This window comes from Flavobacterium aerium, from assembly GCF_030766725.1.
In the GTDB taxonomy this organism is placed as follows: domain Bacteria; phylum Bacteroidota; class Bacteroidia; order Flavobacteriales; family Flavobacteriaceae; genus Flavobacterium; species Flavobacterium aerium.
Genome location: NZ_JARQWR010000003.1, coordinates 1 through 25970, shown reverse-complemented (window position 1 = coordinate 25970; position 25970 = coordinate 1). Strand labels below are relative to the sequence as shown.

Annotated in this window: 22 protein-coding genes and 1 other RNA gene; 16 read left to right on the top strand and 7 right to left on the bottom strand. The window is 33.2% G+C overall.

Features of this window, described 5'->3' with window-relative positions:
• Positions 1 to 55: 55 nt before the first annotated feature.
• From P6733_RS04640 to P6733_RS04630, 3 genes are all read right to left on the bottom strand, one after another.
• Positions 56 to 754, bottom strand: a complete 699-nt coding sequence (locus P6733_RS04640; RefSeq protein WP_306350442.1) for an RluA family pseudouridine synthase — start codon at positions 752 to 754, stop codon at positions 56 to 58.
• Between the two features lie 110 nt (positions 755 to 864).
• Positions 865 to 1683, bottom strand: a complete 819-nt coding sequence (panB, locus tag P6733_RS04635; protein WP_306350441.1) for a 3-methyl-2-oxobutanoate hydroxymethyltransferase — start codon at positions 1681 to 1683, stop codon at positions 865 to 867.
• 245 nt (positions 1684 to 1928) lie between these two features.
• A complete protein-coding gene (locus P6733_RS04630) occupies positions 1929 to 3353 on the bottom strand; it encodes an L-serine ammonia-lyase (RefSeq protein WP_306351132.1) in 1425 nt (474 codons plus the stop codon).
• A gap of 426 nt (positions 3354 to 3779) precedes the next feature.
• Here P6733_RS04630 and dnaK point away from each other — a divergent pair, with 426 nt between their 5' ends.
• Complete coding sequence (gene dnaK, locus P6733_RS04625) at positions 3780 to 5678, top strand: molecular chaperone DnaK (protein ID WP_306350440.1); 1899 nt, start codon at positions 3780 to 3782, stop codon at positions 5676 to 5678.
• Positions 5679 to 5846: 168 nt separating this feature from the next.
• Here dnaK and P6733_RS04620 read toward each other — a convergent pair whose 3' ends face one another.
• Entirely contained in the window at positions 5847 to 6899 is a 1053-nt protein-coding gene (locus P6733_RS04620) for a glutaminyl-peptide cyclotransferase (RefSeq protein WP_306350439.1), read from the bottom strand.
• 88 nt (positions 6900 to 6987) lie between these two features.
• On the opposite strand from P6733_RS04620, the gene ffs reads away from it, so the two are divergent.
• The 3 genes from ffs to fsa all read left to right on the top strand — a co-directional run bounded on the left by ffs (position 6988) and on the right by fsa (position 8751).
• An RNA gene (ffs, locus tag P6733_RS04615) (signal recognition particle sRNA small type) lies at positions 6988 to 7086 on the top strand.
• Positions 7087 to 7210: 124 nt separating this feature from the next.
• Positions 7211 to 8014 carry an SDR family oxidoreductase gene (locus tag P6733_RS04610; RefSeq protein WP_306350438.1) on the top strand — a complete coding sequence of 268 codons (804 nt, stop codon included), beginning with the start codon at positions 7211 to 7213 and terminating at the stop codon, positions 8012 to 8014.
• A gap of 80 nt (positions 8015 to 8094) precedes the next feature.
• Complete coding sequence (gene fsa / locus P6733_RS04605) at positions 8095 to 8751, top strand: fructose-6-phosphate aldolase (protein ID WP_306350437.1); 657 nt, start codon at positions 8095 to 8097, stop codon at positions 8749 to 8751.
• Between the two features lie 86 nt (positions 8752 to 8837).
• Here fsa and P6733_RS04600 read toward each other — a convergent pair whose 3' ends face one another.
• Positions 8838 to 10247, bottom strand: coding sequence for a TlpA family protein disulfide reductase (locus P6733_RS04600; RefSeq protein WP_306350436.1), 1410 nt, complete (start codon positions 10245 to 10247; stop codon positions 8838 to 8840).
• A gap of 152 nt (positions 10248 to 10399) precedes the next feature.
• Between P6733_RS04600 and P6733_RS04595 the strand changes: the two genes are divergently transcribed.
• The 6 genes from P6733_RS04595 (at position 10400) to P6733_RS04570 (ending at position 20429) form a co-directional block, all read left to right on the top strand.
• Entirely contained in the window at positions 10400 to 12025 is a 1626-nt protein-coding gene (locus tag P6733_RS04595; RefSeq protein ID WP_306350435.1) for an ABC-F family ATP-binding cassette domain-containing protein, read from the top strand.
• Between the two features lie 398 nt (positions 12026 to 12423).
• Positions 12424 to 15249, top strand: coding sequence for a TonB-dependent receptor (locus P6733_RS04590; RefSeq protein ID WP_306350434.1), 2826 nt, complete (start codon positions 12424 to 12426; stop codon positions 15247 to 15249).
• Between the two features lie 110 nt (positions 15250 to 15359).
• Positions 15360 to 17240 carry an alkaline phosphatase family protein gene (locus P6733_RS04585; RefSeq protein WP_306350433.1) on the top strand — a complete coding sequence of 627 codons (1881 nt, stop codon included), beginning with the start codon at positions 15360 to 15362 and terminating at the stop codon, positions 17238 to 17240.
• 9 nt (positions 17241 to 17249) lie between these two features.
• Positions 17250 to 18557, top strand: coding sequence for a DUF5690 family protein (locus P6733_RS04580; protein WP_306350432.1), 1308 nt, complete (start codon positions 17250 to 17252; stop codon positions 18555 to 18557).
• On the top strand, positions 18541 to 19689 hold the full coding sequence (locus P6733_RS04575) for a TIGR03364 family FAD-dependent oxidoreductase (protein WP_306350431.1): 1149 nt from the start codon (positions 18541 to 18543) through the stop codon (positions 19687 to 19689). The genes P6733_RS04580 and P6733_RS04575 overlap by 17 nt, the downstream gene beginning before the upstream one ends.
• Positions 19690 to 19709: 20 nt before the next feature.
• Entirely contained in the window at positions 19710 to 20429 is a 720-nt protein-coding gene (locus P6733_RS04570) for an HAD hydrolase-like protein (protein WP_306350430.1), read from the top strand.
• Between the two features lie 71 nt (positions 20430 to 20500).
• Here the strand turns inward: P6733_RS04570 and P6733_RS04565 are convergent, their stop codons facing one another.
• Complete coding sequence (locus tag P6733_RS04565) at positions 20501 to 21076, bottom strand: helix-turn-helix domain-containing protein (RefSeq protein WP_306350429.1); 576 nt, start codon at positions 21074 to 21076, stop codon at positions 20501 to 20503.
• 187 nt (positions 21077 to 21263) lie between these two features.
• Between P6733_RS04565 and pyrR the strand changes: the two genes are divergently transcribed.
• The 6 genes from pyrR (at position 21264) to P6733_RS04535 (ending at position 25619) form a co-directional block, all read left to right on the top strand.
• Positions 21264 to 21827, top strand: a complete 564-nt coding sequence (gene pyrR / locus P6733_RS04560) for a bifunctional pyr operon transcriptional regulator/uracil phosphoribosyltransferase PyrR (RefSeq protein ID WP_306350428.1) — start codon at positions 21264 to 21266, stop codon at positions 21825 to 21827.
• 25 nt (positions 21828 to 21852) lie between these two features.
• A complete protein-coding gene (locus tag P6733_RS04555) occupies positions 21853 to 22779 on the top strand; it encodes an aspartate carbamoyltransferase catalytic subunit (protein WP_306350427.1) in 927 nt (308 codons plus the stop codon).
• Between the two features lie 2 nt (positions 22780 to 22781).
• Positions 22782 to 23114, top strand: coding sequence for a ribonuclease Z (locus P6733_RS04550; protein ID WP_306350426.1), 333 nt, complete (start codon positions 22782 to 22784; stop codon positions 23112 to 23114).
• Between the two features lie 188 nt (positions 23115 to 23302).
• Entirely contained in the window at positions 23303 to 24208 is a 906-nt protein-coding gene (locus P6733_RS04545) for a ribonuclease Z (protein ID WP_306350425.1), read from the top strand.
• Between the two features lie 59 nt (positions 24209 to 24267).
• Entirely contained in the window at positions 24268 to 24912 is a 645-nt protein-coding gene (pdxH, locus tag P6733_RS04540) for a pyridoxamine 5'-phosphate oxidase (protein WP_306351131.1), read from the top strand.
• A 203-nt stretch (positions 24913 to 25115) separates the two neighbouring features.
• On the top strand, positions 25116 to 25619 hold the full coding sequence (locus tag P6733_RS04535; RefSeq protein ID WP_306350424.1) for a CAP domain-containing protein: 504 nt from the start codon (positions 25116 to 25118) through the stop codon (positions 25617 to 25619).
• A gap of 61 nt (positions 25620 to 25680) precedes the next feature.
• Here the strand turns inward: P6733_RS04535 and P6733_RS04530 are convergent.
• Positions 25681 to 25970 (bottom strand): OmpA family protein (locus P6733_RS04530; RefSeq protein ID WP_306350423.1); only part of this gene is annotated, 290 nt, incomplete at its 5' end.

Genomic DNA, 25970 nt, shown 5'->3' with positions numbered 1-25970 from the left:
GACTAAATTTTAGTAGGACTATTTTTATAGGTCTTAGCGAAGTATTTACTTGGAATTAAGATTGAGAAGTTGCATCCCAAATTGGATCTTTAGGAGTAGGGGCAATGATTTTAATAACCTCTTTAGTTACAGGGTGCGTGAAAACTAATTTACGAGCATGTAAGTGTATTCCACCATCTGGATTACTTCGGTCAAAACCATATTTTAAATCTCCTTTAATTGGAGATCCTATCGCAGAAAGTTGTGCTCGAATCTGATGATGTCTACCCGTGTGTAAATCAATTTCCAAGGCATAATAATTATTTAATTCCTTGAAGATTTTGTAGTCTAGGTGTGCGACTTTACTCTCTGGAACCTCTTTTGTATGAGCTTTTGAAGTATTGTTTTTCTCATTTCGTTTAAGATAATGAATAAGACTATCTTCTGCTTTTGAAGGCTTATTTTTTACAATGGCCCAATATGTTTTTTGAGTTTCTCTATTTTTAAATAAATCATTCAGTCGAGTAAGTGCTTTGGATGTTTTAGCAAATAATACTATACCACTTGTAGGACGATCCAAGCGATGGACCACTCCAAGAAAAACCTCACCCGGTTTATTGTATTTATCTTTAATAAATTCTTTTACAACCTCACTCAGTGGTTTGTCTCCAGTTTTATCCCCTTGAACAATATCACCCACACGCTTATTAACGATAATAATGTGATTGTCTTCGTGTAGTATTTGAATATTAGATTTATTAGAAATGATTTTCATCCAGTAGTGAATTCAGAAATTGGTAATTTTATAAATAAGCACAAAAAAAGAAAAGCCCTTTAATGTTTAATGAAGCAATAAAGGGCTTTGCAATACAAGCGTATAATCAATTAATATTGCTCATTTTCATTAGGGAAATCTTTAGCCTTAACATCATCAGAGAATTTTGAGATGGCAGCTGTCATATCATCAAATAGATTCATGTAGCGTCTTAAGAAACGAGGACTAAACTCATTGTTCATTCCTAACATATCATGAATAACCAACACCTGACCATCAACACCACCACCAGCACCAATACCAATTACTGGAATCGAAATGCTCTCTGCTACTTTTTTTGCTAAATGTGCTGGAATTTTCTCTAGTACTAATGCAAAACAACCAATTCTTTCCAACATCTTAGCGTCTTCCAGTAATTTTTCTGCTTCTGCATCTTCTTTGGCTCTTACAGTATAAGTTCCAAATTTATATATCGATTGAGGCGTTAAACCTAAATGCCCCATGACTGGGATTCCTGCATTTAGAATACGCTTAATTGAATCTTTAATTTCACTACCACCTTCCATTTTTACAGCATGACCACCACTTTCTTTCATAATTCTAATAGAAGAACGTAAAGCCTCTTTTGGATCAGACTGGTAACTACCAAAAGGTAAATCAACAACAACCAAAGCTCTTGTAGTAGCTCTCACTACCGAAGAAGCATGATATATCATTTGATCTAATGTAATAGGGAGTGTAGTTTCGTGACCTGCCATAACATTTGATGCAGAATCACCTACTAGAATTACGTCAATACCAGCACCATCAACAATTTTTGCCATAGTAAAATCATAGGCTGTAAGCATAGAGATTTTTTCACCTCGTGCTTTCATATCAATTAATGACTTTGTCGTAATTCTTTTATAATCTTTCTTTGCAGTTGACATGATTTTTTCTTTTTGGAAATGTAAAAGTACTAAAATTGTCAATGAATATAAGAAAAAGCACACTTTTTATTGATTCTATATTAGCCTGCGAATTGTCTCCTTTTCGATTGTAACCTATCATTCCGAGAATAGGGATTTTCGAACTATTGTGGAGAAAATGAAATCCAAAGCACGGTGTTTTTGACTTATAAAAAAAGCTTCTATGGGATTCATAGAAGCTTTTTTATTTTGAATTTATATCCAATTTAACAATCAGAAAGACTTACCGCAACGGCCAATCCTCCTTCAGATGTTTCTTTATACTTATTATTCATGTCTTTTGCTGTTTCCCACATTGTATTGACTACTTTGTCCAATGGTATTTTTGCATTCTTAGGATCTGTTTCCATAGCCAATTCGGCTGCGTTAATAGCTTTAATTGCCCCCATAGTATTACGTTCAATACATGGGATTTGAACTAAACCGGCAATAGGGTCACAGGTTAAACCCAAATGATGTTCCATAGCAATTTCTGCAGCAATTAATACTTGTTCTGGAGTTCCTCCCATTAATTCTGTTAGTGCTGCTGCTGCCATAGCAGAAGAAACACCAATTTCAGCTTGGCATCCACCCATAGCGGCAGAAATAGTAGCCCCTTTTTTGAATATACTTCCAATCTCTCCGGCAACTAATAAAAACTGTTTAATCTGTTCTTCATTGGCATCATGATTTTCAATTACCAAATAATACATTAGTACAGCTGGTATTACTCCAGCACTTCCGTTAGTAGGAGCTGTAACCACACGGCCTAAAGCAGCATTTACTTCATTAACAGAAAGAGCAAAACAACTTACCCACTTAAGGATTTGTCTGAATTTTACTTCCGTCATACGAATAATCTCTAACCAAGATTGAGGATTTTCATATGGTAATACACCAATTAGGTTTTTGTGCATGTCATACGCACGACGACGTACATTAAGTCCTCCAGGTAATATACCTTCAGAATGACATCCTATATACATACATTCTAACATCGTATTCCAAATACGCATTAGTTCATGATGAATTTCTTCTTCAGTACGCATTGATTTCTCGTTTTCATAAACGATTTCTGAGATCTTCTTGTTCTCAGTCTGACAATACGTTAGTAATTCATGTGCTTTATCGATAGGAAAAGGGAAAGCACATTTAATATCTTCGTTTTCTTTAGTACTATCACTTTCTTCTTTTACCACAAACCCTCCACCAATAGAGTAGAATACTGAAGTAAGTTCTCTGTCGTTTGTATAAGCAGTAAAGCTAAAACCATTAGAATGGAAAGGGAGGAAGTTTTTATTGAAAACAATATCTTTTTCAAAATCAAAAGAAATGATGATTTCATTGCCTAGAAATAGTTCTTTTTTGTTCTTGATGGCTGTAATAATAACATCAATACTTTCAACGGGAATATATTCCGGATCCGCACCACTCAAACCAAGCATTACAGCTAAATCTGTAGCATGACCTTTACCCGTTAATGATAGTGATCCATAAAGGTCAATTTTGACACGATTAATCTGGTCAATTAAGTTCGCTTCACGGAGTTCAACTAAAAATTTTTCAGCTCCACGCCAAGGACCTAAGGTGTGCGAACTCGAGGGTCCAACACCTATTTTAAGCATATCGAAAACAGAGATACATTCCATAATAAAAAGAAATATTTTATAGTAGCAAAGATATACAATAAATAGTATTTAACTAGCACTATTACTGCTTTAGCATTATAGTGTATACGTTTATTTTAAAGCTTTGGAAGTGAATTGTTTTATAGAACATTTACTAGGTACGCATCGTTTTATGACAGTATTATGAGGCAGGGTAAAATTCATAGTATTCAGAGATGAAAAATTAAATTTAATTATTCAGATGAGTATAAAAGGGTAGGGCTGACAAGGAATAGTTGTCCTGTTTTGTCTTGTTGAAATGTCATGTTGTCATATTTTTTTACGCCAATTTTAACAAAAACTGACAATTCACATTATTTCATTTAATGGCACAATGATTGTCTAGAACACTAACAAGTACGAAAAACGAAAAATTAAAGTTAAACGAAAAATAAAATATAAATAAAAAAGATGAGTAAAATAATCGGAATTGACTTAGGTACGACGAACTCTTGTGTTTCTGTAATGGAAGGTAACGAGCCAGTAGTAATACCTAATGCAGAAGGAAAAAGAACAACACCTTCAGTAATTGCATTTGTTGAAGGCGGAGAGATTAAAGTAGGAGATCCTGCTAAAAGACAAGCAGTAACAAACCCGACAAAAACGATTGCTTCTATTAAACGTTTTATGGGTAACAAATTCTCAGAAAGTACAAAAGAAGCTGGGAATGTACCTTATAAAGTAGTAAAAGGAGATAACGATACACCACGTGTTGACATTGATGGTCGTTTATATTCTCCACAAGAATTATCAGCAATGACACTTCAAAAAATGAAGAAAACAGCTGAGGATTATTTAGGACAAACAGTTACAGAAGCAGTTATTACAGTTCCTGCATACTTTAACGATGCACAACGTCAAGCTACGAAAGAAGCGGGTGAAATTGCTGGTTTAAAAGTAATGAGAATTATCAATGAGCCTACAGCTGCAGCATTAGCGTATGGTTTAGATAAAACTGGAAAAGATCAAAAAATTGCTGTATACGATTTAGGTGGTGGTACTTTTGATATCTCTATCCTTGAATTAGGTGATGGTGTATTTGAAGTATTGTCTACAAATGGTGATACTCACTTAGGTGGTGATGATTTTGACCAAGTTATTATTGACTGGTTAGCAGAAGAATTCAAAGCAGAAGAGTCTATTGATTTACGTCAAGACCCAATGGCTTTACAACGTTTGAAAGAAGCTGCTGAAAAAGCAAAAATCGAATTGTCTTCTTCTACGCAAACAGAAATTAATTTACCATATGTTACGGCTACTGCTACAGGACCTAAACACTTAGTAAAAACATTAACAAGAGCAAAATTCGAGCAATTAGCTGACGAATTAATCAAACGTTCAATGTTACCATGTGAGAAAGCATTCAAAGATGCTGGTTTATCTAAATCAGATATCGACGAAGTAATCTTAGTTGGTGGTTCAACTCGTATTCCTAGAATTCAGGAAGAAGTTGAGAAATTCTTTGGTAAAAAACCATCAAAAGGAGTTAACCCTGATGAAGTAGTTGCGATTGGAGCTGCAATTCAAGGTGGTGTATTATCTGGAGATGTAAAAGATGTATTGTTATTAGATGTAACACCTCTTTCTTTAGGTATTGAAACTATGGGTGGTGTAATGACTAAATTAATTGAGTCTAATACAACTATTCCAACAAAAAAATCTCAGGTGTTCTCTACGGCTTCTGATAGCCAACCATCGGTTGAAATTCACGTTATTCAAGGTGAAAGACCAATGGCTACAGATAACAAAACAATTGGTCGTTTCCATTTAGATGGTATTCCACCAGCACAGAGAGGTGTACCTCAAATTGAAGTTACTTTTGATATCGATGCAAATGGTATTATTAAAGTATCTGCAACTGATAAAGGTACAGGTAAATCTCATGATATCCGTATCGAAGCTTCATCTGGATTAACAGCTGAAGAAATTGAAAGAATGAAAAAAGAAGCAGAAGCAAATGCTGATGCTGATAAAATAGCGAAAGAAAGAGTTGAGAAATTAAACGAAGCTGACGGTATGATTTTCCAAACAGAAAATCAATTGAAAGAATTCGGAGATAAATTATCTGATGCTAACAAGCAACCTATCGAAGCAGCACTTACTGAATTGAAAGTAGCTTACGAAGGAAAAGATATCGCAACGGTTCAAACCGCTTTAGATAAAATCAATGAAGCTTGGAAAGCTGCCTCTGAAGAAATGTACAAAGCGCAAGCTGATGGACAACAAGGTGGTGCTCAACAAGAAGCTCAACCACAAGGTGGTGAACAAGGAGACAACGTTCAAGATGTTGACTTCGAAGAAGTAAAATAATTTGTAGAAATACAAAGTAATTTTTAAAAACGTCCCAATTCCATACTATGGAATTCGGGACGTTTTTTTATGGAGTAAACTATACAATATAGTATGAGGGTAGAATTGAAGCATAAAAAAAAGCGTTCAGTATAATTGAACGCTTTTTTTATAAATCAAGAATTAGAATTATTCCTTGATTTTGATTTCAAACATTTTGTCCCAATTCTTTCCAGTAACAAAAATAGTTTTGGTTTTAGGATTGTAAGCAATTCCATTTAAGACATCCGTATTCGGCGTTTGAGTAACTTTGCCTTTTAATTCAGAAAGATTTATTACTGCTTCTACAGCCCCACTTTTAGGGTCGATTACAGCAATAGCGTCTTTTTGCCAGATATTACCATAAATTTTACCATCAATATATTCCAATTCATTTACAGCTTTAATTTTACTGTTAGCAGTATATACATTAATATAGTCCGTTTCTTTGAATGTTACAGGATCAACAATCCAGATTTTTTCAGTCCCATCAGATAAAAATAATGATTTACCATCATTACATAATCCCCATCCTTCTATACTTTTAAAATATGGAAGCTCTTTTTCTTTTTTGAAAGTATCTGCATTATAAACAAAAACAGTATTTTCTTGCCAAGTCAATTGGTATACTTTGTTATTTAAGATGGTAATTCCTTCACCAAAGTATTTTCCATCTAAATCAACTTGTTTGTATACTTTCCCTGTTTTATAATCGGTCTTGCGAAGATTTGAAACCCCTTTGCGGCCCGTTCCTTCATATAGTGTATCTCTGTAGAATTCTAATCCTTGAGTAAATGCTTCCGTATCATGAGGATATGTATTTACAATTGTGTAAGAAAGTAATTTTGGCTGAATATCCGAAACGATTTCAATACGACCTGTTACTTCTTGCTTTTTACCATCAAAATAAACCAATGCTTTTAGACTTTGGTATCCTAGTTTTTGATCTTTTAATTGAAAATCTAATTTTCCAGCCCCTTTTACCGAACCAATTTTTTTATCATTTACAGAATAAACAATTGAGTCAATAGCGATGTTTTTTTCGTTTTTTAAAGCCAAAGAAAGTCCTTCTTGGGTGTGATATTGCTCTTTTAAAGCAGAAGTATCAATGCTAAAGTAATTTTCTTCAGAATTTTTTTTATCACCACAGCTAATAGCAATAGTGCTTAATAAAATGATTGATAGTAAGTTATGTTTTTTCATAGTACTTTTTAATGATGATACAATATACAACAGTATTTAATATGTCCGTTAGCTCTTGCAAAAATATAAAAAGATTGTATATTTGCACCGGCAAGTCCTACACGACCAGCTCCCGCAGACTCCCCCAGGGTGGGAACGCAGCAAGGGTAAGTGGTTGTAGCGGTGCGATGTAGGTCGCTTGCCATTTTTTTATACTTCAGTAGATCTTCCATCCGGAAGATTTTTTCGTTTTAAGGCGTTATTCATTCTAATTTATTCTTTGAACTTCCTTAATTTAGCGACTCAAAATTTATAATTCAATAGCATTGCGAATGAGTAAGGTAGTTCTGATTACAGGTGGATCTTCAGGAATAGGAAAATCAATTGGAGAATTTTTACAACAACACGGATATATCGTATTCGGAACAAGTCGTAATCCAGAAAATTGCAAGGATACTCTATTTCCTTTATTGAAAATGGATGTACGCCATACAGAAAGCATTCAACAGGCAATCTCGGAAGTAATCACTAAGCAAGGGAAACTAGATGTTGTGATTAATAATGCGGGAGTTGGAATTACGGGACCGTTAGAAGAGATACCAACTGCAGAGATTAAAAATAATTTCGAAACCAATTTTTTTGGACCTATTGAAGTTATGAAAGCTGCTTTGCCGCAGATGAGATCTCAAAAGGCAGGATTAATTATTAATATAACCTCAATAGCGGGTTATATGGGCTTACCGTATAGAAGTGTGTATTCTGCCTCAAAAGGGGCTTTAGAGTTGATTACAGAAGCGCTAAGAATGGAAGTAAAGCAATTTGGAATCCATATTACAAATGTAGCTCCAGGTGATTTTGCTACAAATATTGCTTCTGGACGTTATCATGCTCCATTATTAGCAGGGTCGGCTTATGAAGTTCCATATGGAAATACATTAAAAATGATGGATGAACATGTTGATAGTGGTAGTAATCCTGAAGAAATGGCAAAAGCAGTATACGCAATAATTCAAAATGAAAATCCTAAGATTCATTATAAAATAGGATTGTTCATGCAGAAGTTTTCAATCGTTTTGAAACGAGCATTACCGGATAAAGTTTATGAAAAGCTATTAATGAATCATTATAAATTGTAGTTTTGTACAATAGATTTTAGTCTTTTATACCCGTATTGAAAACCCAAAATAGTAAACACACAATTAATTAAATATACAAGATGAAGTTTTTTATTGACACAGCAAATTTAGATCAGATTAAAGAAGCACAAGCATTAGGTGTTCTTGATGGCGTTACAACAAACCCAACATTAATGGCTAAAGAAGGTATTACAGGTAAAAATAATATCTTAAAGCATTATGTTGATATCTGTAATATTGTAGATGGAGATGTAAGTGCAGAAGTAAATGCTATCGATTTCGAAGGAATGGTGAAAGAAGGAGAAGAGTTAGCTGAATTACACGAACAAATCGTGGTTAAAATTCCGATGACATTAAACGGAATTAAAGCAGCAAAATATTTTTCTGACAAAGGAATTAGAACAAATGTAACCTTAGTTTTCTCTGCTGGACAAGCATTACTAGCAGCAAAAGCAGGTGCAACCTATGTATCGCCATTTATTGGTCGTTTGGATGATGTTTCTACAGATGGTTTAGCACTAATTGAAGAAATCAGACAGATCTATGATAACTATGGTTACGAAACAGAAATTTTAGCAGCTTCAGTACGTCATACAATGCATATTATTAACTGTGCTAAGATTGGTGCAGATGTAATGACTGGACCTTTATCAGCAATTGTTGGATTGGTAAAACACCCATTAACTGATATTGGATTAGCACAATTTATTGCTGATTTTGAAAAAGGAAATAAATAAGAAGTAATTCTTTAATACAATAAAAAAATCCCGCTTTATAAATAAGGCGGGATTTTTTATTGGGGTTATATTTGAGTATTACTTACTTATTTTAAATTGTCTTCGAATTTTACATCAAATAAATTCGTGAATGCATTTTCAATTGTACCATCAGCATTAGTTACCATTGTGCGGTGTATTTTTGTAATGACCCATTTATCTTTTAAATCTTCAAAATTTGGAGCCCTAAGTTCGGTGATTCCATCAAATTGATACTTTGCTAGTATTTTTTTCCAATCAGCATAACTATCTTCAATGTTAACCGCTACAAATTGTGTGTTTGGGTATTTTAATTTTAATGCTTTAACCTTTTTATGCGCAGCTTCAAAATGTGATTCTGCTTTTGAAGTCCAAAAGAAAATAACCGTTTTCTTATTTAATAAATCTGCTTGAGAAATAGGTAAATCATCTGTATTATTCAATTTTACTTCGGGTAAGCGATTACCTACTTTAAGAAGTTGTGTAGCATCGCCAATCTTACGAATTTCATTTTGCTGATTTGTATCAGTAGACAATTGATAAAAACGCTCTAAGAATTTCTGATTGTTAATGATATGCTGATCTTCTAATAAATATAAGAAAGCAATATTATTAAGAACGGTATTTTTTACTTTATCGTTTTTGAAAAGTGTATCCGCAATATTTAATTTTTTGATGTTTTTTTCTAAAGCAGTATCACTAGATAAATGTTTTGAAAAATTATCTTTTGAAGCGATATTATCTAACATGACAGAAAGATAACGAACAAAAGGAGAGAAGTTTGTTAATTCAGGATTATTGAAATTGACCCCTTTTCTATAATCATAAAAATTTTCAGGCAATTTTGAAGTTATATCTTCACGAGTAGTAATGAAATGAGCTTCAGGATATATTTCTTTTTTTGAGTAATTATATAAATCTAGGGTTGCTTTAGCATAAATGTCAAAATCTGCACCCCATTTTAATTCCTCTTTTTTCGTTTTATAGAATTTTTCTCGAGCTTCCTGAGCAGTGTCAATAGTCTTAATGAATTGAGCAGGTTCGTATTTAACGACATCATACATGCTTTCTTTATCCTGTTCATTCTTAAGATACAATTCCATTAAGAAATTGTTTTTTTCTTCCCCACGGCCACAAAAAATGATAGACTCATCAAAATCATTAGCATTGATGTGAACCATGATACTATCGTTTTTATCAAAGTAAACATATTGATACTCAGGTTCATGTTTAAAAGTATATAAGCCGGGAGTAAGGGAATCAAATTTTACGAAAAATCGATTTTCTTTGTTTAATTCTAAGGTATCAATTAGTTTAGAATCTTTATACAACAAAACATAAGTATTCCTAGGATTAGTTACTTCTCCTCCAAAATATGCTGTAAAGTCATCATCTTTGAAATTTTTGCTACAAGAACTCAGAAGAAGAATTAATGAAGACGATAAAAAAGATATTTTTCTAAAATTAATTTTAATCATTACTAATTTTTAGTGCTAACAAATTTATCCATACAAATCTAAAAATGCTGTTAAAGCATAGTTAAATAAAATTTTGGTAGAAATGTAAGAATAGATAGGCCAAAACTGCACTATTTTTTCTACTTTTGCAACAATTTCTTAAAAAATATATAATGTTATCAGTTTCAAATTTATCAGTTCAATTTGGTAAAAGAATTTTGTTTGACGAAGTAAATGTTTCCTTCACACAAGGGAACTGTTACGGAATCATTGGAGCCAATGGTGCTGGAAAATCGACTTTTCTAAAAATATTAGCGGGAGATGTTGATCCTACATCGGGTCATATACATCTTGAGCCTGGAAAACGTATGTCCGTTTTAAACCAGAACCACAATATGTTTGATGAATCTACTGTATTAGAAACGGTGATCATTGGAAACAAATCGTTGTATGCGATTAAAAAAGAGATGGATGAAATCTATCTGAAAGAAGATTTCTCAGATAAAGATGGTGAACGTGTAGGAGAACTTCAAATTCTTTTTGAAGAAATGAATGGATGGAATGCAGATTCTAATGCTGCTTCTTTATTATCTAGTTTAGGAATTTCAGAAGATTACCACTATACATTAATGGGAGACCTTGATGGTAAACTAAAAGTACGTGTACTTTTGGCACAAGCATTATTTGGAAATCCTGATGTATTGATTATGGATGAGCCTACGAATGACCTGGATTTCGAGACGATTGCTTGGTTAGAAAACTTCTTGGCTAATTATGATAATACCGTAATTGTTGTATCGCATGACCGTCACTTCTTAGATGCAGTATGTACACATATTTCAGATATCGATTATAGTAAAATTAATCACTTCTCTGGAAATTATACTTTCTGGTATGAATCAAGCCAGTTAGCAGCAAAACAACGTGCACAACAGAATAAAAAATCTGAAGAGAAGAAAAAAGAACTTCAGGAATTCATCATGCGTTTTAGTGCCAACGTAGCAAAATCAAAACAAGCTACGAGCCGTAAGAAAATGCTTGAAAAACTAAAAGTTGAGGATATTAAACCTTCAAGCCGTCGTTACCCAGCAATTATATTTGATCAAGAACGTGAAGCTGGAGATCAAATTTTAAATGTTTCTGATTTAAGCGCTTCAATTGATGGAGAAGTTTTATTCAAAAATATAGACTTGAATATGGCCAAAGGAGATAAAGTAGTTGTATTCTCTAAAGACTCTAGAGCTACAAGTGCTTTTTATGAAATCTTAAACGGAAATCAAGAACCAGATTCAGGAAAATTTGATTGGGGTATTACAACACTACAATCCTATTTACCAGCAGATAATCACGCTTTCTTTGAAAATGATTTAACACTTGTTGACTGGTTACGTCAATGGGCTAAAACAGAAGAAGAACGTGACGAAGTATATGTAAGAGGATTTTTAGGTAAAATGATTTTTAGTGGTGAAGAAGCTTTAAAAACGGGTCGTGTATTATCTGGAGGAGAAAAAGTACGTTGTATGTTATCTCGTATGATGATGCTTCGTGCGAATGTATTAATGCTAGATGAACCAACGAATCACTTAGACTTAGAATCTATTACAGCATTCAATAATTCATTGAAAAACTTTAAAGGGTCAATTCTATTTACAACACATGATCATGAGTTTGCACAAACTGTAGGGAACAGAGTACTTGAATTGACACCAAACGGTGTAATCGATCGTTATATGACATTTGATGATTATCTTGATGATGAGAAAGTAAAAGAACTTCGAATCAAAATGTACCAACAATAGTATAGAATACTATATTTCTATAAAGCCCCATTACTGAATTATTCAGTAATGGGGCTTTTTTTTGTTGCATTATTTTCCAAACATACAGTTTACCCACAGTGTATGTTATACTCAAATAGTGAATCATTGTAAACTTACAGTTTTAAAGAATCACAATAATATAGACTAAATCTTTTGAGTAGATTCTACTCCATTAGGCTTGTTTTATTGGAGTTTTAAATCTAACATCCCTATTTACAACATATAACAAATTTATTTACTTAACAGAAACTTTACATATATAATCTTGTCGTAAACATTTTCATAATAAATTGTTAATCTTTAAAAGTTTACAAATAGTAAAAAATTATACAAATTTGCGGTATAAAATTTAACTATTGTAAACTTAACCAACAAACATGAAAATTTTTACAAATCTGTTCCTTGTACTATTAGCACTATCTAGTAGTCTTGCTTTCTCACAAAAAGGAAATATAAGAGGAAGTATATCAGACAATCAATTTCCATTACCCGGAGCTACAATCGTTGTGGTGCAATCCCAACAAAATACCGTGAGCGATTTTGATGGAAATTTTACTTTGACCAGCATAAAAGAAGGAAAACATGAAATCATTATTTCATTTATCGGATACGAGAGCAAAACAATAAGCATTAATGTTATTGCAAATAAAACAATTGAATTACCACGAGTGATATTAAGTCAATCAGCCGTAAGTATAAATGAAGTATTGGTTACAAGCTCTGCTCGAAATAGTGAATCTCGTGCCTTGAATATGCAAAAGAACAGTACAAAAATTGTCAATATTATTGCAGCCAATGGTATTGGAAAACTACCCGATATTAATGCAGCAGAAACAGTGCAACGTATTGCAGGAGTTTCCATTGAAAAAGATCAAGGAGAAGGACGATTTGTAGCGGTACGTGGATTACCAGCCGAATGGTCATCAACTACTATAAACGGAAATAGATTACCTACTGCAGAAGAAGAAACCACTTCACGTGCTACAGCATTCGATTTTTTCCCTACAGAACTAATTGGTTACGTAGAAGTTGCAAAAGCAATTACGCCCGATATGGAAGCCGATGCAATAGGAGGAAGTGTCAATTTTATTACAAAAACAGCCCCATTAAAAAGAACTTTGTCGGCCAATTTGAGTAGTGGTTATAATGATAAAGCAGGCAAAGGTACTTACAATGGAAGTATCACGTATGGAGATGTTTCTAACAATAAAAAATGGGGATTCATTGTTAACGGAGCTTATGTAAATAGAGCGTGGAGCACCGATAATTTTGAAGCAAGAAGAAGTGGAGATGAAGGGATTTATCGTTTAGAATTAAGAGATTATAATGGAGTAAGACAAACAATTGGTTTAAATGGAGCAGTAGATTTCACACCAAATGCTAATAATAAATTCTTCTCAAGATTAATTTATGGAACATTAAATGATGACGAGACTCATTACAAACACCGTGTTCGTTTTGATAAATACAATGCAACTAATCAAACAGGACGTGTAGAACTACAAAATATTCATAATCGATTAATCACAGAATTATATGGAGGTGAAGCAGGCGGAAGCCACATTATAGATAAACTAAAAGTAGATTGGAAAGTAGCCAGTTACCAAAATTCTTTTCGTTATGGTGATATACCCGATAAAGAAAACAATAGTTATTTCGTTATGAAATTCAATCAAGATGGAGTTCCATTCAATCCTGCTTATTTACAAAATAGAGGAGTAGGACCAAGAGCTTATTTTAAAGTTGATGGTGGTGAAATGGATCCTAATGATACTAAAAGCATGTTCGGTTTTTTCGGAAACGGATTTTCAAAATTAGATGCAACAAAAATGAAATTCTCCGAACTGGAATTTTATAAAGTAGAAGTAGTTGAAAGAGATAATATAGTAGCCAACATCGATTTAAGCTATGAAGCAACCGATCAACTACTTCTAAAAATAGGATCAAATTTTAGAGATAAATATAGAAATTCAGTATTCGGGGATTACTTCTACAGCTGGCAAGGAGCAAACACTCCTTATCTATCCGATTTAAATCCAAATTTAATAAATCAGCCCCGTGGAGATCAATATTTAGCAGAAATGAAAGCTACAATAGGAAGCGTATTTGATAAAGTACTATCAAAAGAAGGAATGAATGCCTTTTGGAATAATAACAAAAACAATTTGATTCTAAATTCAGATTCGGAGATATTGGAAAAAGGAGGAGGATTAGGAAGAAACTTTACAGTCAAAGAACAACATTTTTCTGCCTATGCAATGGGAACCTATACTGTAGACGAACAATGGACATTTATTACAGGATTACGCGCAACCAATACAAGTTCAAAAGTAGAAGGATATGAGTACAATGCTTCAACACAAGTTTTATCAGGAATCAAACAAAGTAAAAACTATTTATCCTTATTACCCTCTTTACATATTAAATATTCACCAACAGATTTAACGAATATTCGATTTGCAGTAACCCGAACATTTGCCCGTCCAGATTTTGGTTTTATTTCACCAGGAGGAACATATATCGAGGCAGACAATGAATTTAAAGGTGGAAATCCCCAATTAAACCCAACTCATTCTTGGAATTTCGATTTATTAGGAGAACATTATTTTGATAATGTGGGTGTAATGTCGGCTGGGGTATTTTATAAAGCTATTTCAGATCCAATCTTTAAAAGTACACAACAAGGAGAATACAACGGAAGAAGCGGCGTAGAAATGTCAATCCCAATGAATGGAAAAGATGCCTATTTAGTAGGAGCAGAGTTTGCTTTTGTAAAAAAGTTCGACTTTTTACCAGGATTCTGGAGCAACTTCGGAGTTAATACAAACTTAACGATAATGCATTCTGAAATGACGATACCAGATCGTGAAGATAAAGTAACGATACCAAGACAAGCTAATTCGCTAGTAAATGCACAGTTATTTTATGAAAATGGTAGAGTGAATGCTCGAGCAGCTTTCAATACCAAAGGATCTTACATTACAGAACACGGAACAAACACATCAAATGATATCTATTATGGAAGATACACCACTTTAGATTTCTCAGCATCCCTAAAGATTAATGATAACTTAACCTTATTCACCGAATTAAATAACCTATTAAATGAACCTTTAACCTATTATTATGGTAGTACAGATCGACCAAAGCAGGTTGAGTATTATGGGGTTAGAGGACAAATAGGAATTAAATGGAATTTATAATGTTGTGTTTTTTTTCAGTCTCCCAATCGATATTCTTGAGGATTGGGGGGCAAAAAAACAAATGATAAGCCAAGTACACACTATTCTACAAACCCCATAAAAATTTAATTATGAAAAAAATTATTTTCTTAGTATTAGCAGTGATTAGTATTTCAAAAAATATTCAAGCACAAGAAATACAAAACCGAGTTTTATTAATCGGTATCGATGGTTGCAGACCTGATGCACTCTTGGCAGCAAATGCACCCAATATTGATGCTTTGGCAGCAAATGGTACTTATTCATGGGATGCCTTGAATAGCGATATTACAATCAGTGGACCAGGATGGTCTGCAATGTTAACAGGTGTATGGAGTAATAAACACTTAGTTGTAGATAATAATTTTACTCAAAAAAATTATACTGATTATCCTCACTTCATGAAACGTGTGGAGAACCATTTTCCAGGTTGTAGAACAGCTTCCATAAGTCAATGGGCACCAATAAATACCCATATTGCTTCAACAGTACCTTGCGATTTAATTCAGAATCCTGTAAATACTGCTGATGTGGTTGCAAAAGCAAAAGCTGAAATTCAAACGAACGATGCCAAAACAATCTTTTTGCATTTTGATGATGTAGATCATGCAGGACATTCGTATGGATTTAGCCCTACTGTGCCACAATATATTGATGCCATTCAAACCGTAGATGCTGGAATTGGAGAAGTAATAGCAGCGCTAAAAGCCCGTCCAGGATATGGTGTCACAGAAAAATGGGTAGTGATGGTTTCTACAGACCATGGTGGTATAGGTTTTAATCATGGCGGAACAACAATGGAAGAACGCAATATATTCGTGATCGTTAGTGGAGACGATATTCCAAAAACAGAAATCAAAAAAACAGCAGTAAATGGTTCTGTACCCTTTGATTGCCTAGGAAATACTCATTATTTAAATTTTGATGGAGCCAATGATATGGTCACAGTTCCTTCCAATACAGCACACAATTTTGGAACTACGCAAGATTTTACAATTGAATGTAGAGTTAAAACAACTACTGCAGCTGATGTTCAAATTGTAGGAAAGAAAAATTGGGATTCAGGATTAAACAAAGGATATGTATTCTCTTTTACACCCTCGACCCAAAAATGGAAAGTCAATGTAGGTGATGGTACTCGCAGAGTAGATATTGATGGTGCAGTAATAAACGATAATAATTGGCATACACTCAGTGCAACTTTTGACCGAGATGGAATGGTGAAATTATATACCGATGGTATTTTGAATGGGTCAAAAACGATGGCCAATATCACCGATATAAATACAACGCTTCCTTTTACTATTGGATCTGACGGAAATTCAAACTATGATTTTAAAGGAGCAGTAGCAGAAGTTAGAGTATTTAATACTGTCGTAAGTCCAGAAAATATAAATACTTGGAAATGTACTGAAATAAACACTACACATGCTAATTATGCTAACCTAGTGAGTTATTACCGATTGAATCAAGGAAGTGGATTAAATGCAACGGATAGTGGAACTGCAAATACGACAGGTACAATTTCTGGAGCAACATGGATAAATGCTTCCGATGTTCCTGTGACGTATGATTATTCTGGAACACCACGTACAGTTGATATTGTTCCAACTGCTTTCGATTATTTATGCATCCCAATCCAAACATCTTGGGGGTTAGATGGACACTCATTAATTACATCTTGCGCGGTGCTAAACAGACCTGATTATGGATCAAAGGAAGAATTTGATTTTGTAAAAGTATATCCTAATCCGGTAAAATCTGGAATACCAATTTCTTTTGAAACACAGGATATGAATCAAAAAGTAGATATCTATCTCTATGATGCAATGGGGAAGTTAGTGTTTACACAAAAAAATACACCAGAACGATCATTTAATTTCAAGAATAGAACCGCAGGATTATATTCATTAGTAATTAAAGGTATAGATGATAATAAGAGTATTACTAAAAAAATCATAGTTGAAAATTAAAATTTGAAGATGAAAAACCGATCAAACATACGTTTTATACTTCATACAATTATTGCTTCATTTGGTGCCTATTTTTGTATGTATGCATTTCGTAAACCCTTTACAGTTGCAACCTATGAAAATCTGGCCTATTTCAATATTGATTATAAAATACTGTTGATCATTGCTCAGGTTTTAGGATATGTATTATCAAAATTTTTAGGGATAAAACTAATCTCTCAATTAAAAAGAGAACACAGAGCCTTTTATTTAATAGGACTAATTGCTTTAGCAGAAGTCGCATTAATTTTATTCGCTAGTGTTCCACCACCGTATAATATCATTTTCATGTTTATGAATGGTATTCCGTTAGGAATGATTTGGGGGATTGTTTTTTCTTATTTAGAAGGAAGAAAACAAAGTGAAATTCTAGGCGTATTCTTGAGTTCCAGTTTTATAGTTTCATCAGGAATTGTAAAATCAGTAGGGAAGTATTTTATGGACCATTGGCATATAACAGAATTTTGGATGCCAGCCGTTACAGGTGCAATTTTCTTCATTCCATTAGTGTTGTGTAGTAAGATGTTAGAACGTATTCCGCCACCCAATGCAGAAGATATTGCTTTAAAAACAGAACGTATTCCTATGACGGCTAAGGATCGTAGGCAATTATTGAAGCAATTTATTGTACCCATTGTGATGTTAGTATTTTTCTATACGCTATTAACAGCCTTTCGCGATTTCCGTGACAATTTTGCAAGAGAACTATGGGATGCATTAGGAGACCATCATTCTGCGAGTATATACACTCTTACTGAAATTCCAATAGCAATAGGTGTATTAGTGATCTTAGGTATTGTAGGAATGATAAAAGACAATAAAAAAGCTTTCCGATTCTATCATTATCTATTAGTAATTGGGAGTGTTATGATTGGAGTGAGTACACTGGAATACCAATTGGATAAGATTGGTCCTGCACTATGGATGATTTGTACAGGTTTCGGATTGTACCTATGCTACGTTCCGTTCAATTGTATTTTTTTCGACCGAATGATTGCTGCATTTAAAATAAAAGGAAATGCTGGTTTTTTAATATATCTAGCAGATTCTTTTGGATATTTAGGAAGTGTAGTAGCCATCCTGTATAAGAACTTTGGACAACAGGAACTCTCTTGGTTAAGCTTTTTCACCTATGGTGCTTATACGATATCAATACTTGGATTTTTAATCACGATTTCTTCATTATTCTATTTTAATAAAAAAAGTAAAAAATACAACCATCAAATAGAATACAATTTTAATACAGAAAATATAGATTTATATGAGCTTAAAACATGATCTACTCATTGTAGGAGGAGGAGCATTAGGAGCATTTCATGCTTATCATGCAATTCAAAGAGGACTAAAAGTAATTCTTATAGAGAAAAATAGTGAACCACAAGGTGCCACTGTCCGTAATTTTGGGCAAGTAGTACCCTCTGGAATGGACCAGAAGTGGCAAAATTATGGTAGAGAAAGTTTGTCTATTTATAAAGAATTACAGCAAAAATTTGACCTAACTGTGCGCCAAAATGGATCCGTATACTTAGCGTCCAATCCAGAAGAACTTACCTTAATTGAAGAATTATATGCAATCAATAAAAGCAATGGATATGCCTCACAATTATTGACAAAGGAAGAATGTCTAAATCAATATACAGGATTAAAAAGCAGTTATTGTGTAGGAGGGTTATTTTTCCCAGAAGAAGTAACTGTAGAACCCCGTGTAATGATAAATAGATTATTACAGTATTTAATTTCAGAAAAAGGACTTGAATATAGAAATAATACAACGGTAGTACATTGCGAAACAGAACCAACCGGTGCAACAGCGATTTTGTCAAATGGACAAAAATTAAGTGCTTCAAAAATTATTATTTGTAGTGGGCATGATTTTAAAATCCTATTCCCAGAAGAATTTAATGCCAGTGATTTAGAAGTGTCAAAATTACAAATGATGCAAACAAAGCCGCAATCAAACTATACATTAAATGGATCAATTCTTACCGGATTATCAATTAGAAGATATGAAAGCTTTAGTGAATGTCCAAGTTGGGATGCTATTAAGAGTAAAGAACCTAAAGACTCCATAGATAAAAAATGGGGAGTTCATATCTTATTCAAGCAAGCAGCAGATGGTTCAGTCATTATAGGGGATTCCCATGAATATAAAGATGCAAAAGAAAGCGATGAGTTGGGTTTCGACTGCAATGAAGATATTAATGATTATATGATTGCAGAAGCAAAGAAAATTATTGAATTACCCGATTGGAGTATTCAACACAAATGGTTCGGATTATATTCCCAATGCAAATCAAAAGATATTTTCATGAAGAATATCGGGAATATCCATATTGTTACAGGAATAGGAGGAAAAGGAATGACAGGTAGTGCAGGATTTGCAAAACATAATTTGGAAACGATTTTATAAAATAAGAAAAGAAGTAATACATGCAAAAGATAGAATTAGTAACTTTTGATATGGCGGGAACGACCATTTCAGATAAAAAAGAAGTAGAAACATGCTTTGCAAAAGCCACAAAGCAAACAGGTTTAATAATGATCGAAGAAGAAATTTTAGCCGTTCAGGGATGGTCAAAAATCTTTGTTTTTGAAACCTTTTGGCAAAAACAATTAGGACAACGAAATGAAGAATGGCAACAATCAGTGAATTATTCCTTTAATACATTTAAAACAATATTAGAAGATCACTATAGAAATGCAATCATAAAACCAACAGAAGGATGTTTAGAAACCTTTGAGTTTTTAAAAATGCATAATATTCAAATTGCTTTAACAACAGGATTTTACCGTACCGTAACCGATATTATTTTAGATAAATTAGGATGGCTAGAAGGATTAAATGAAAATAGAGTAGGGAATAGCAATACTATAATCCAAGCATCAATTGCCAGTGATGAAGTTGAAAATGGTAGACCAGCCCCCGATATGATTTTTAAAGCAATGAAACTATTGAATATCAGCGATTCAAAGAAAGTAATTAATATTGGAGATACACCATCCGATTTACAATCCGGCAAAAATGCCAATGTATTACTTAGTTTAGGAGTAATCAACGGTACACATACAGTAGAACAATTAAAGGAAATACCAAATGATGGATTACTAAATTCCATAGGAGCATTACCATTAGTTTTTGAGAGTAACTAATTAGGAAGGAACAAACGGTCGCAGTTTTCGGTGATCAAAGCCAGCAAAACTGCGATTCGTTTATTTCATATTTATTCCGTTTTCATAAAGAAATAAAGGACTAACATAGTACATGAAGCCGATGAATTATTAATCGGTACATGCGGAATCCTTCCATCAAAAAATAAAGAATCACCTTGGTCTAGTGTAACTTCGTTTTCTCCGATGCTATACGTAATAGAACCATTCAATACATATTTGAACTCATAGGCATCTGTCTCTACTTTTTCGCGATGTGATTGTGGATCAACAGTGAGAAGTACCGCTTCAAAACCCAATGAAGCAATTTGCTTGCTAAAAATATGATGATAAGTAAATCCCTTAGCGTCAATTTCTTTTTCTATTAAGGTATGTTCCGCCGCACGTGTCACAATATAAGGAGCACTTTGGCTTAGTGCTAAAGGTTCAAAAAACAAACTGACATCAATTTCAAGAGCACTAATGATATTCAATAATACTGGAAGTGAAGGAATCGTACGACCATTCTCTATTTTAGAAATTAAACCATTACTTACAGCAGCCTGATCCGCTATTTCACTAATCGTTTTTTTATTATTTTTTCGAATCTCTTTGATTCGTTTACCAATACCAATTAAATAGTCGTCCATAGGGGAAATTATATTAACAGAATATAAAAATATAGAAATAATTTCGGTTAAGTACCGATATCAAATCTAATTTGTGCGAAAACAGTCATTTTTATGACAAATTAAAAAGGAAATGTTTTTTTACAAAGAAAGCTCTATTTTTTTTGAAATTTTCCCTATTTTTACACACCAAACACAACCCAGCATTATGAGTCAAAAAATATTGCTCACTTCAAAAGAAGTCAATATCATTCTTCACCGTTTGGCCTGTCAATTAATTGAAAAACATCTTGATTTTTCAGACACTATTTTGATTGGAATTCAGCCCCGTGGGAGTTTTTTAGCAGAAAGATTAAAAGAGATTTTAGAAAAAGAATACAAAATAAATCAAATTGCTTTAGGATATTTAGACATCACCTTCTTTAGAGATGATTTCAGAAGAACAGAAAAACCATTAGAAGCCAATAAAACACAAATTAACTTTTTAGTAGAAAACAAAAAAGTAATTTTTATTGATGATGTATTATATACTGGACGAAGCATTCGTTCGGCATTAACAGCAATACAATCTTTTGGAAGACCTGCAGAAATTGAATTACTAGTACTTATTGATCGTCGTTTTAGCCGTCACTTACCAATTCAGCCTGATTACAGAGGCCGACAAGTTGATGCTATCAATAACGAAAAAGTCAAAGTAAGTTGGAAAGAACAAGACGGAGAAGATGGAGTATATCTTGTCGAAAGTCAAAAAGCAGAACGTCAAAAATCTTAATCTAAAACCCAGAACCTAAACCAAAATGAAAGAATTAAGCGTAAATCATTTATTAGGAATAAAATATATTACTAAACAAGATATTGACCTTATTTTTGAAACAGCCGATCATTTTAAAGAAGTTATCAATAGACCCATAAAGAAAGTTCCTTCATTAAGAGATATTACAATTGCTAATATATTTTTTGAAAACAGTACCAGAACAAAACTTTCCTTTGAATTAGCACAAAAAAGATTATCTGCCGATGTAATAAGCTTCTCTGCAGCACAATCTTCAGTAAAAAAAGGAGAAACACTTATTGATACAGTCAATAATATTCTTTCAATGAAAGTAGATATGGTAGTCATGCGACACTCAAATCCTGGAGCAGCCTATTTTCTTTCTAAAAATGTAAAAGCAAGTATTGTAAATGCAGGAGATGGTGCTCATGAACATCCAACACAAGCACTTTTAGATTCTTTTTCAATTCGAGAAAAGTTAGGAGATGTAGCCGGTAAAAAGATTGTCATTGTTGGAGATATATTACATTCCAGAGTAGCATTATCTAATATTTTTGCTTTACAAATGCAAGGAGCAGAAGTTAAGGTATGTGGACCAAAAACGTTAATACCAAAACATATTGAATCATTAGGTGTAAAAGTAGAACCAAATTTACGAAAAGCTCTTGAATGGTGTGATGTAGCAAACATGCTTCGTGTACAAAATGAAAGAATGGATGTGAATTATTTTCCTTCAACACGAGAATACTCACAACAATACGGATTAGATAAAACGCTTTTAGATTCATTGAATAAAGAAATTGTAATTTTACATCCAGGACCTATTAATAGAGGAGTAGAGATTACAAGTGATGTGGCTGACTCTCAGCAATCGGTTATCCTAAACCAAGTCGAAAATGGTGTAGCAATCCGAATGGCAGTAATTTATCTTTTAGCATCAAAAATTCAATAATTATGAAAGTAGATAAAAACGGACATACAATCACTGTCAAAGATACGCAAGGAGATTTACAAGCATTTGTAGACAAACTGACAACCGAATACCATAGTTTCAAAGATCATAATCTGATTATTGATATTACGGCGTACAACGATCTGAAATTAAAAAATGTATTGTCATTTTTAGCACTATCCAATCAACACCGTGCAGCAAAAAAATCCTTCGTGATTGCCATTAAAGATTTTGAATTTAATGATACTCCAGAAGAAATGATTATTGTCCCAACAGTTTTGGAAGCAAATGACATCATTGAAATGGAAGAAATTGAAAGAGATTTAGGATTTTAAATTCATTATTTAAAGCTATATCCTGCTTTCCGTTTTATCTTTATGTTCTACAAAATGAACATAAAGGATGCCACTACAATCAGGGCTAATAAAGAACTGAAATACTAGAATTATCAAAAGTATTATAAAGTTCTAATAAGCATAATTAGTTTGGCTCATTACCACACAAACTATTAATATATATTAGTATGAAACTGACGATACTGGGCTGTTATGCCGCAACACCGCGAACTTTTACAAACCCAACAGCACAAGTATTAGAAATTAAAAATAGACTATTTTTAATTGATTGTGGAGAAGGAACACAAGTACAACTCAGAAAAAACAAAATCAAGTTTTTAAGCATTAACCATATTTTTATCTCCCATTTACATGGAGATCATTTTTATGGATTAGTCGGACTTATTTCGAGCTTTAGTTTACTCAATCGTACTACCGATCTACATGTATACGGACCTAAAGGAATCAAAGAAGTTATAACACTACAGTTGAAATTATCCAATTCATGGACACACTATAACTTATACTTTCACGAGTTAACCGAAAAAACATCTGAAATAGTATTTGAAGATGATAAAGTAATTGTAAAAACCATTCCCTTACAACATCGTGTGTATACCAATGGATACTTATTTCAAGAGAAAGTAGGGGAGCGCAAACTTAATATTGATCGAGTGCAACATCATGAAATAGATAAATGCTATTTTCAGAAAATAAAAAATGGAGGTGACATAACCCTAGATGATGGAACTATAATTTCAAATAAAGAAATTACATTCGATCCACCAGCACCAAAAAGTTACGCCTTCTGCTCTGATACTATTTTTGATCCTACTATAGTTCCAATTATTAAAGATGTCGATGTATTATATCACGAATCTACCTTTTTACAAGCAGAAGCAGAATTAGCAAAAAAAACAATGCATAGCACTGCGCAAGAAGCAGCAACAATTGCATTACAAGCCAATGTACAACAATTAGTACTAGGACATTATTCTACTAGATATGAATCCATTATAAAATTTAAAGAAGAAGCAACACCAATTTTTCCTAATATTCTTTTAGGAGATGACGGTGCCTCTTTTGAGTTCTAGTGAGATAATTTGTACCTTGCTGATACAATTTTAATGACATTCCAATACAATTATAAATGATAGAAGATTTAAGTAATTATAGAAAATCATACGAAAAAAGTGAATTGATTGAAACCAATTTGACAGAAGATCCAATTAACTTTTTTAAAAAATGGTTTCATGAAGTTGAAGATGCAGGAGGAGTAGATGAGATAAATGCAATGACCATTTCTACAATTGGTTTAGATGGTTTTCCGAAATCCAGAGTAGTTTTGCTAAAGAAATTTACCGAAGAAGGATTTATTTTCTATACCAACTATGATTCTGAAAAAGGCAAAGCAATTATAAACAATCCACACGTATGCCTTTCCTTTTTCTGGCCAAGTTCAGAACGCCAAGTTATTATTAAAGGAATCGCCACTAAAACAATAGAAGCTGTTTCAGATAACTATTTCGCCTCTAGACCTGATGGAAGTAAGCTAGGAGCAATTGTTTCCGAACAAAGCGCGGTTATTGCATCAAGAGCTATTCTAGAAGCTAAATTAGCCCAATTAGAGACTGAATTTGAAGGTAAAGAAATTCCCAGACCCAATAACTGGGGTGGATTTATTGTTACTCCTGTAGAAGTAGAATTCTGGCAGGGTAGGGCTAATAGATTACATGATAGAATTCGATACCGTTTGCAAGAAAATTACTCATGGAAAATTGATAGACTCTCACCATAATTCAACGAAATAATATTTTTAAATAGAGAATTCGTAATTTTTGCTTGATAAATAGTTGGTTTTATGGATTATTACTTGTAAATTTATATGTGAAATTGTATTTTTGTATTCCCAAATCTAGAATACCGTTTAACGGATAATTAACAAGAGTCATAAAAAGTTTGCCCCACATCCTTTTTTTGCCTCCAAAATCTTAACCTACTATGCAAGCGAAAATGTTTCGAACATTATTGCCTATGGCTCTATTGTTCCTAATTGTTTCATGCTCTTCTTCTGATGCAACAGAGGACGACATCGTTACAACAAACAGCGAGTTAGTCACTAGTTATGACTACGATGCTATTGAAGTGAAATTATTAGAAATGCTTAATGAACATCGCAGAAGCTTGGGCTTAAACCCTTTGCAGACGATAAATCACATTTCTTATAAGTCTGAAGAACACAACGAATACATGATTAAAAACAACGTTGTAAATCACGATCACTTCGCCGAAAGATCCCAAAATTTAATGCAAGTTTTAGGTGCTAAAACAGTATCTGAGAATGTTGCTTACAGTTACGCTACACCAGTGGCAGCTTTTAATGCATGGATGAAAAGTCCTGAGCATAGAGCTAATATTGAAGGCAATTTCACTCATTTTGGAATTTCTGTAAGACAAGGAGAAAATGGCAAAAAATACTATACTAATATGTTTATAAAAGTATAATAAAAAGCAAACGGCAATCCAATTGGATTGCCGTTCGCTTTTTTGTTTTTTCAGTTTAGTATTACATTTCGGTAATAATAAACTCACTTCTTCTATTGGCTTGATGTTCTTCTTCGGAACAAGGAACACCATCACTACATTTGTTGACTAATTGTGATTCTCCATATCCTTTGGCGGTGAGTCTGCTTTTATCGATTCCATTTTTAATCATGTACTCCATTGTCGATTTAGCTCTTCTACTGGAGAGTTTCTCATTGTAAGAAGCTGTTGCTCTACTATCGGTATGCGAACGAATATCAATCTTCATCTTTGGATATTCTTTCATCACAGAGATAATCTTAGCTAAGTCCA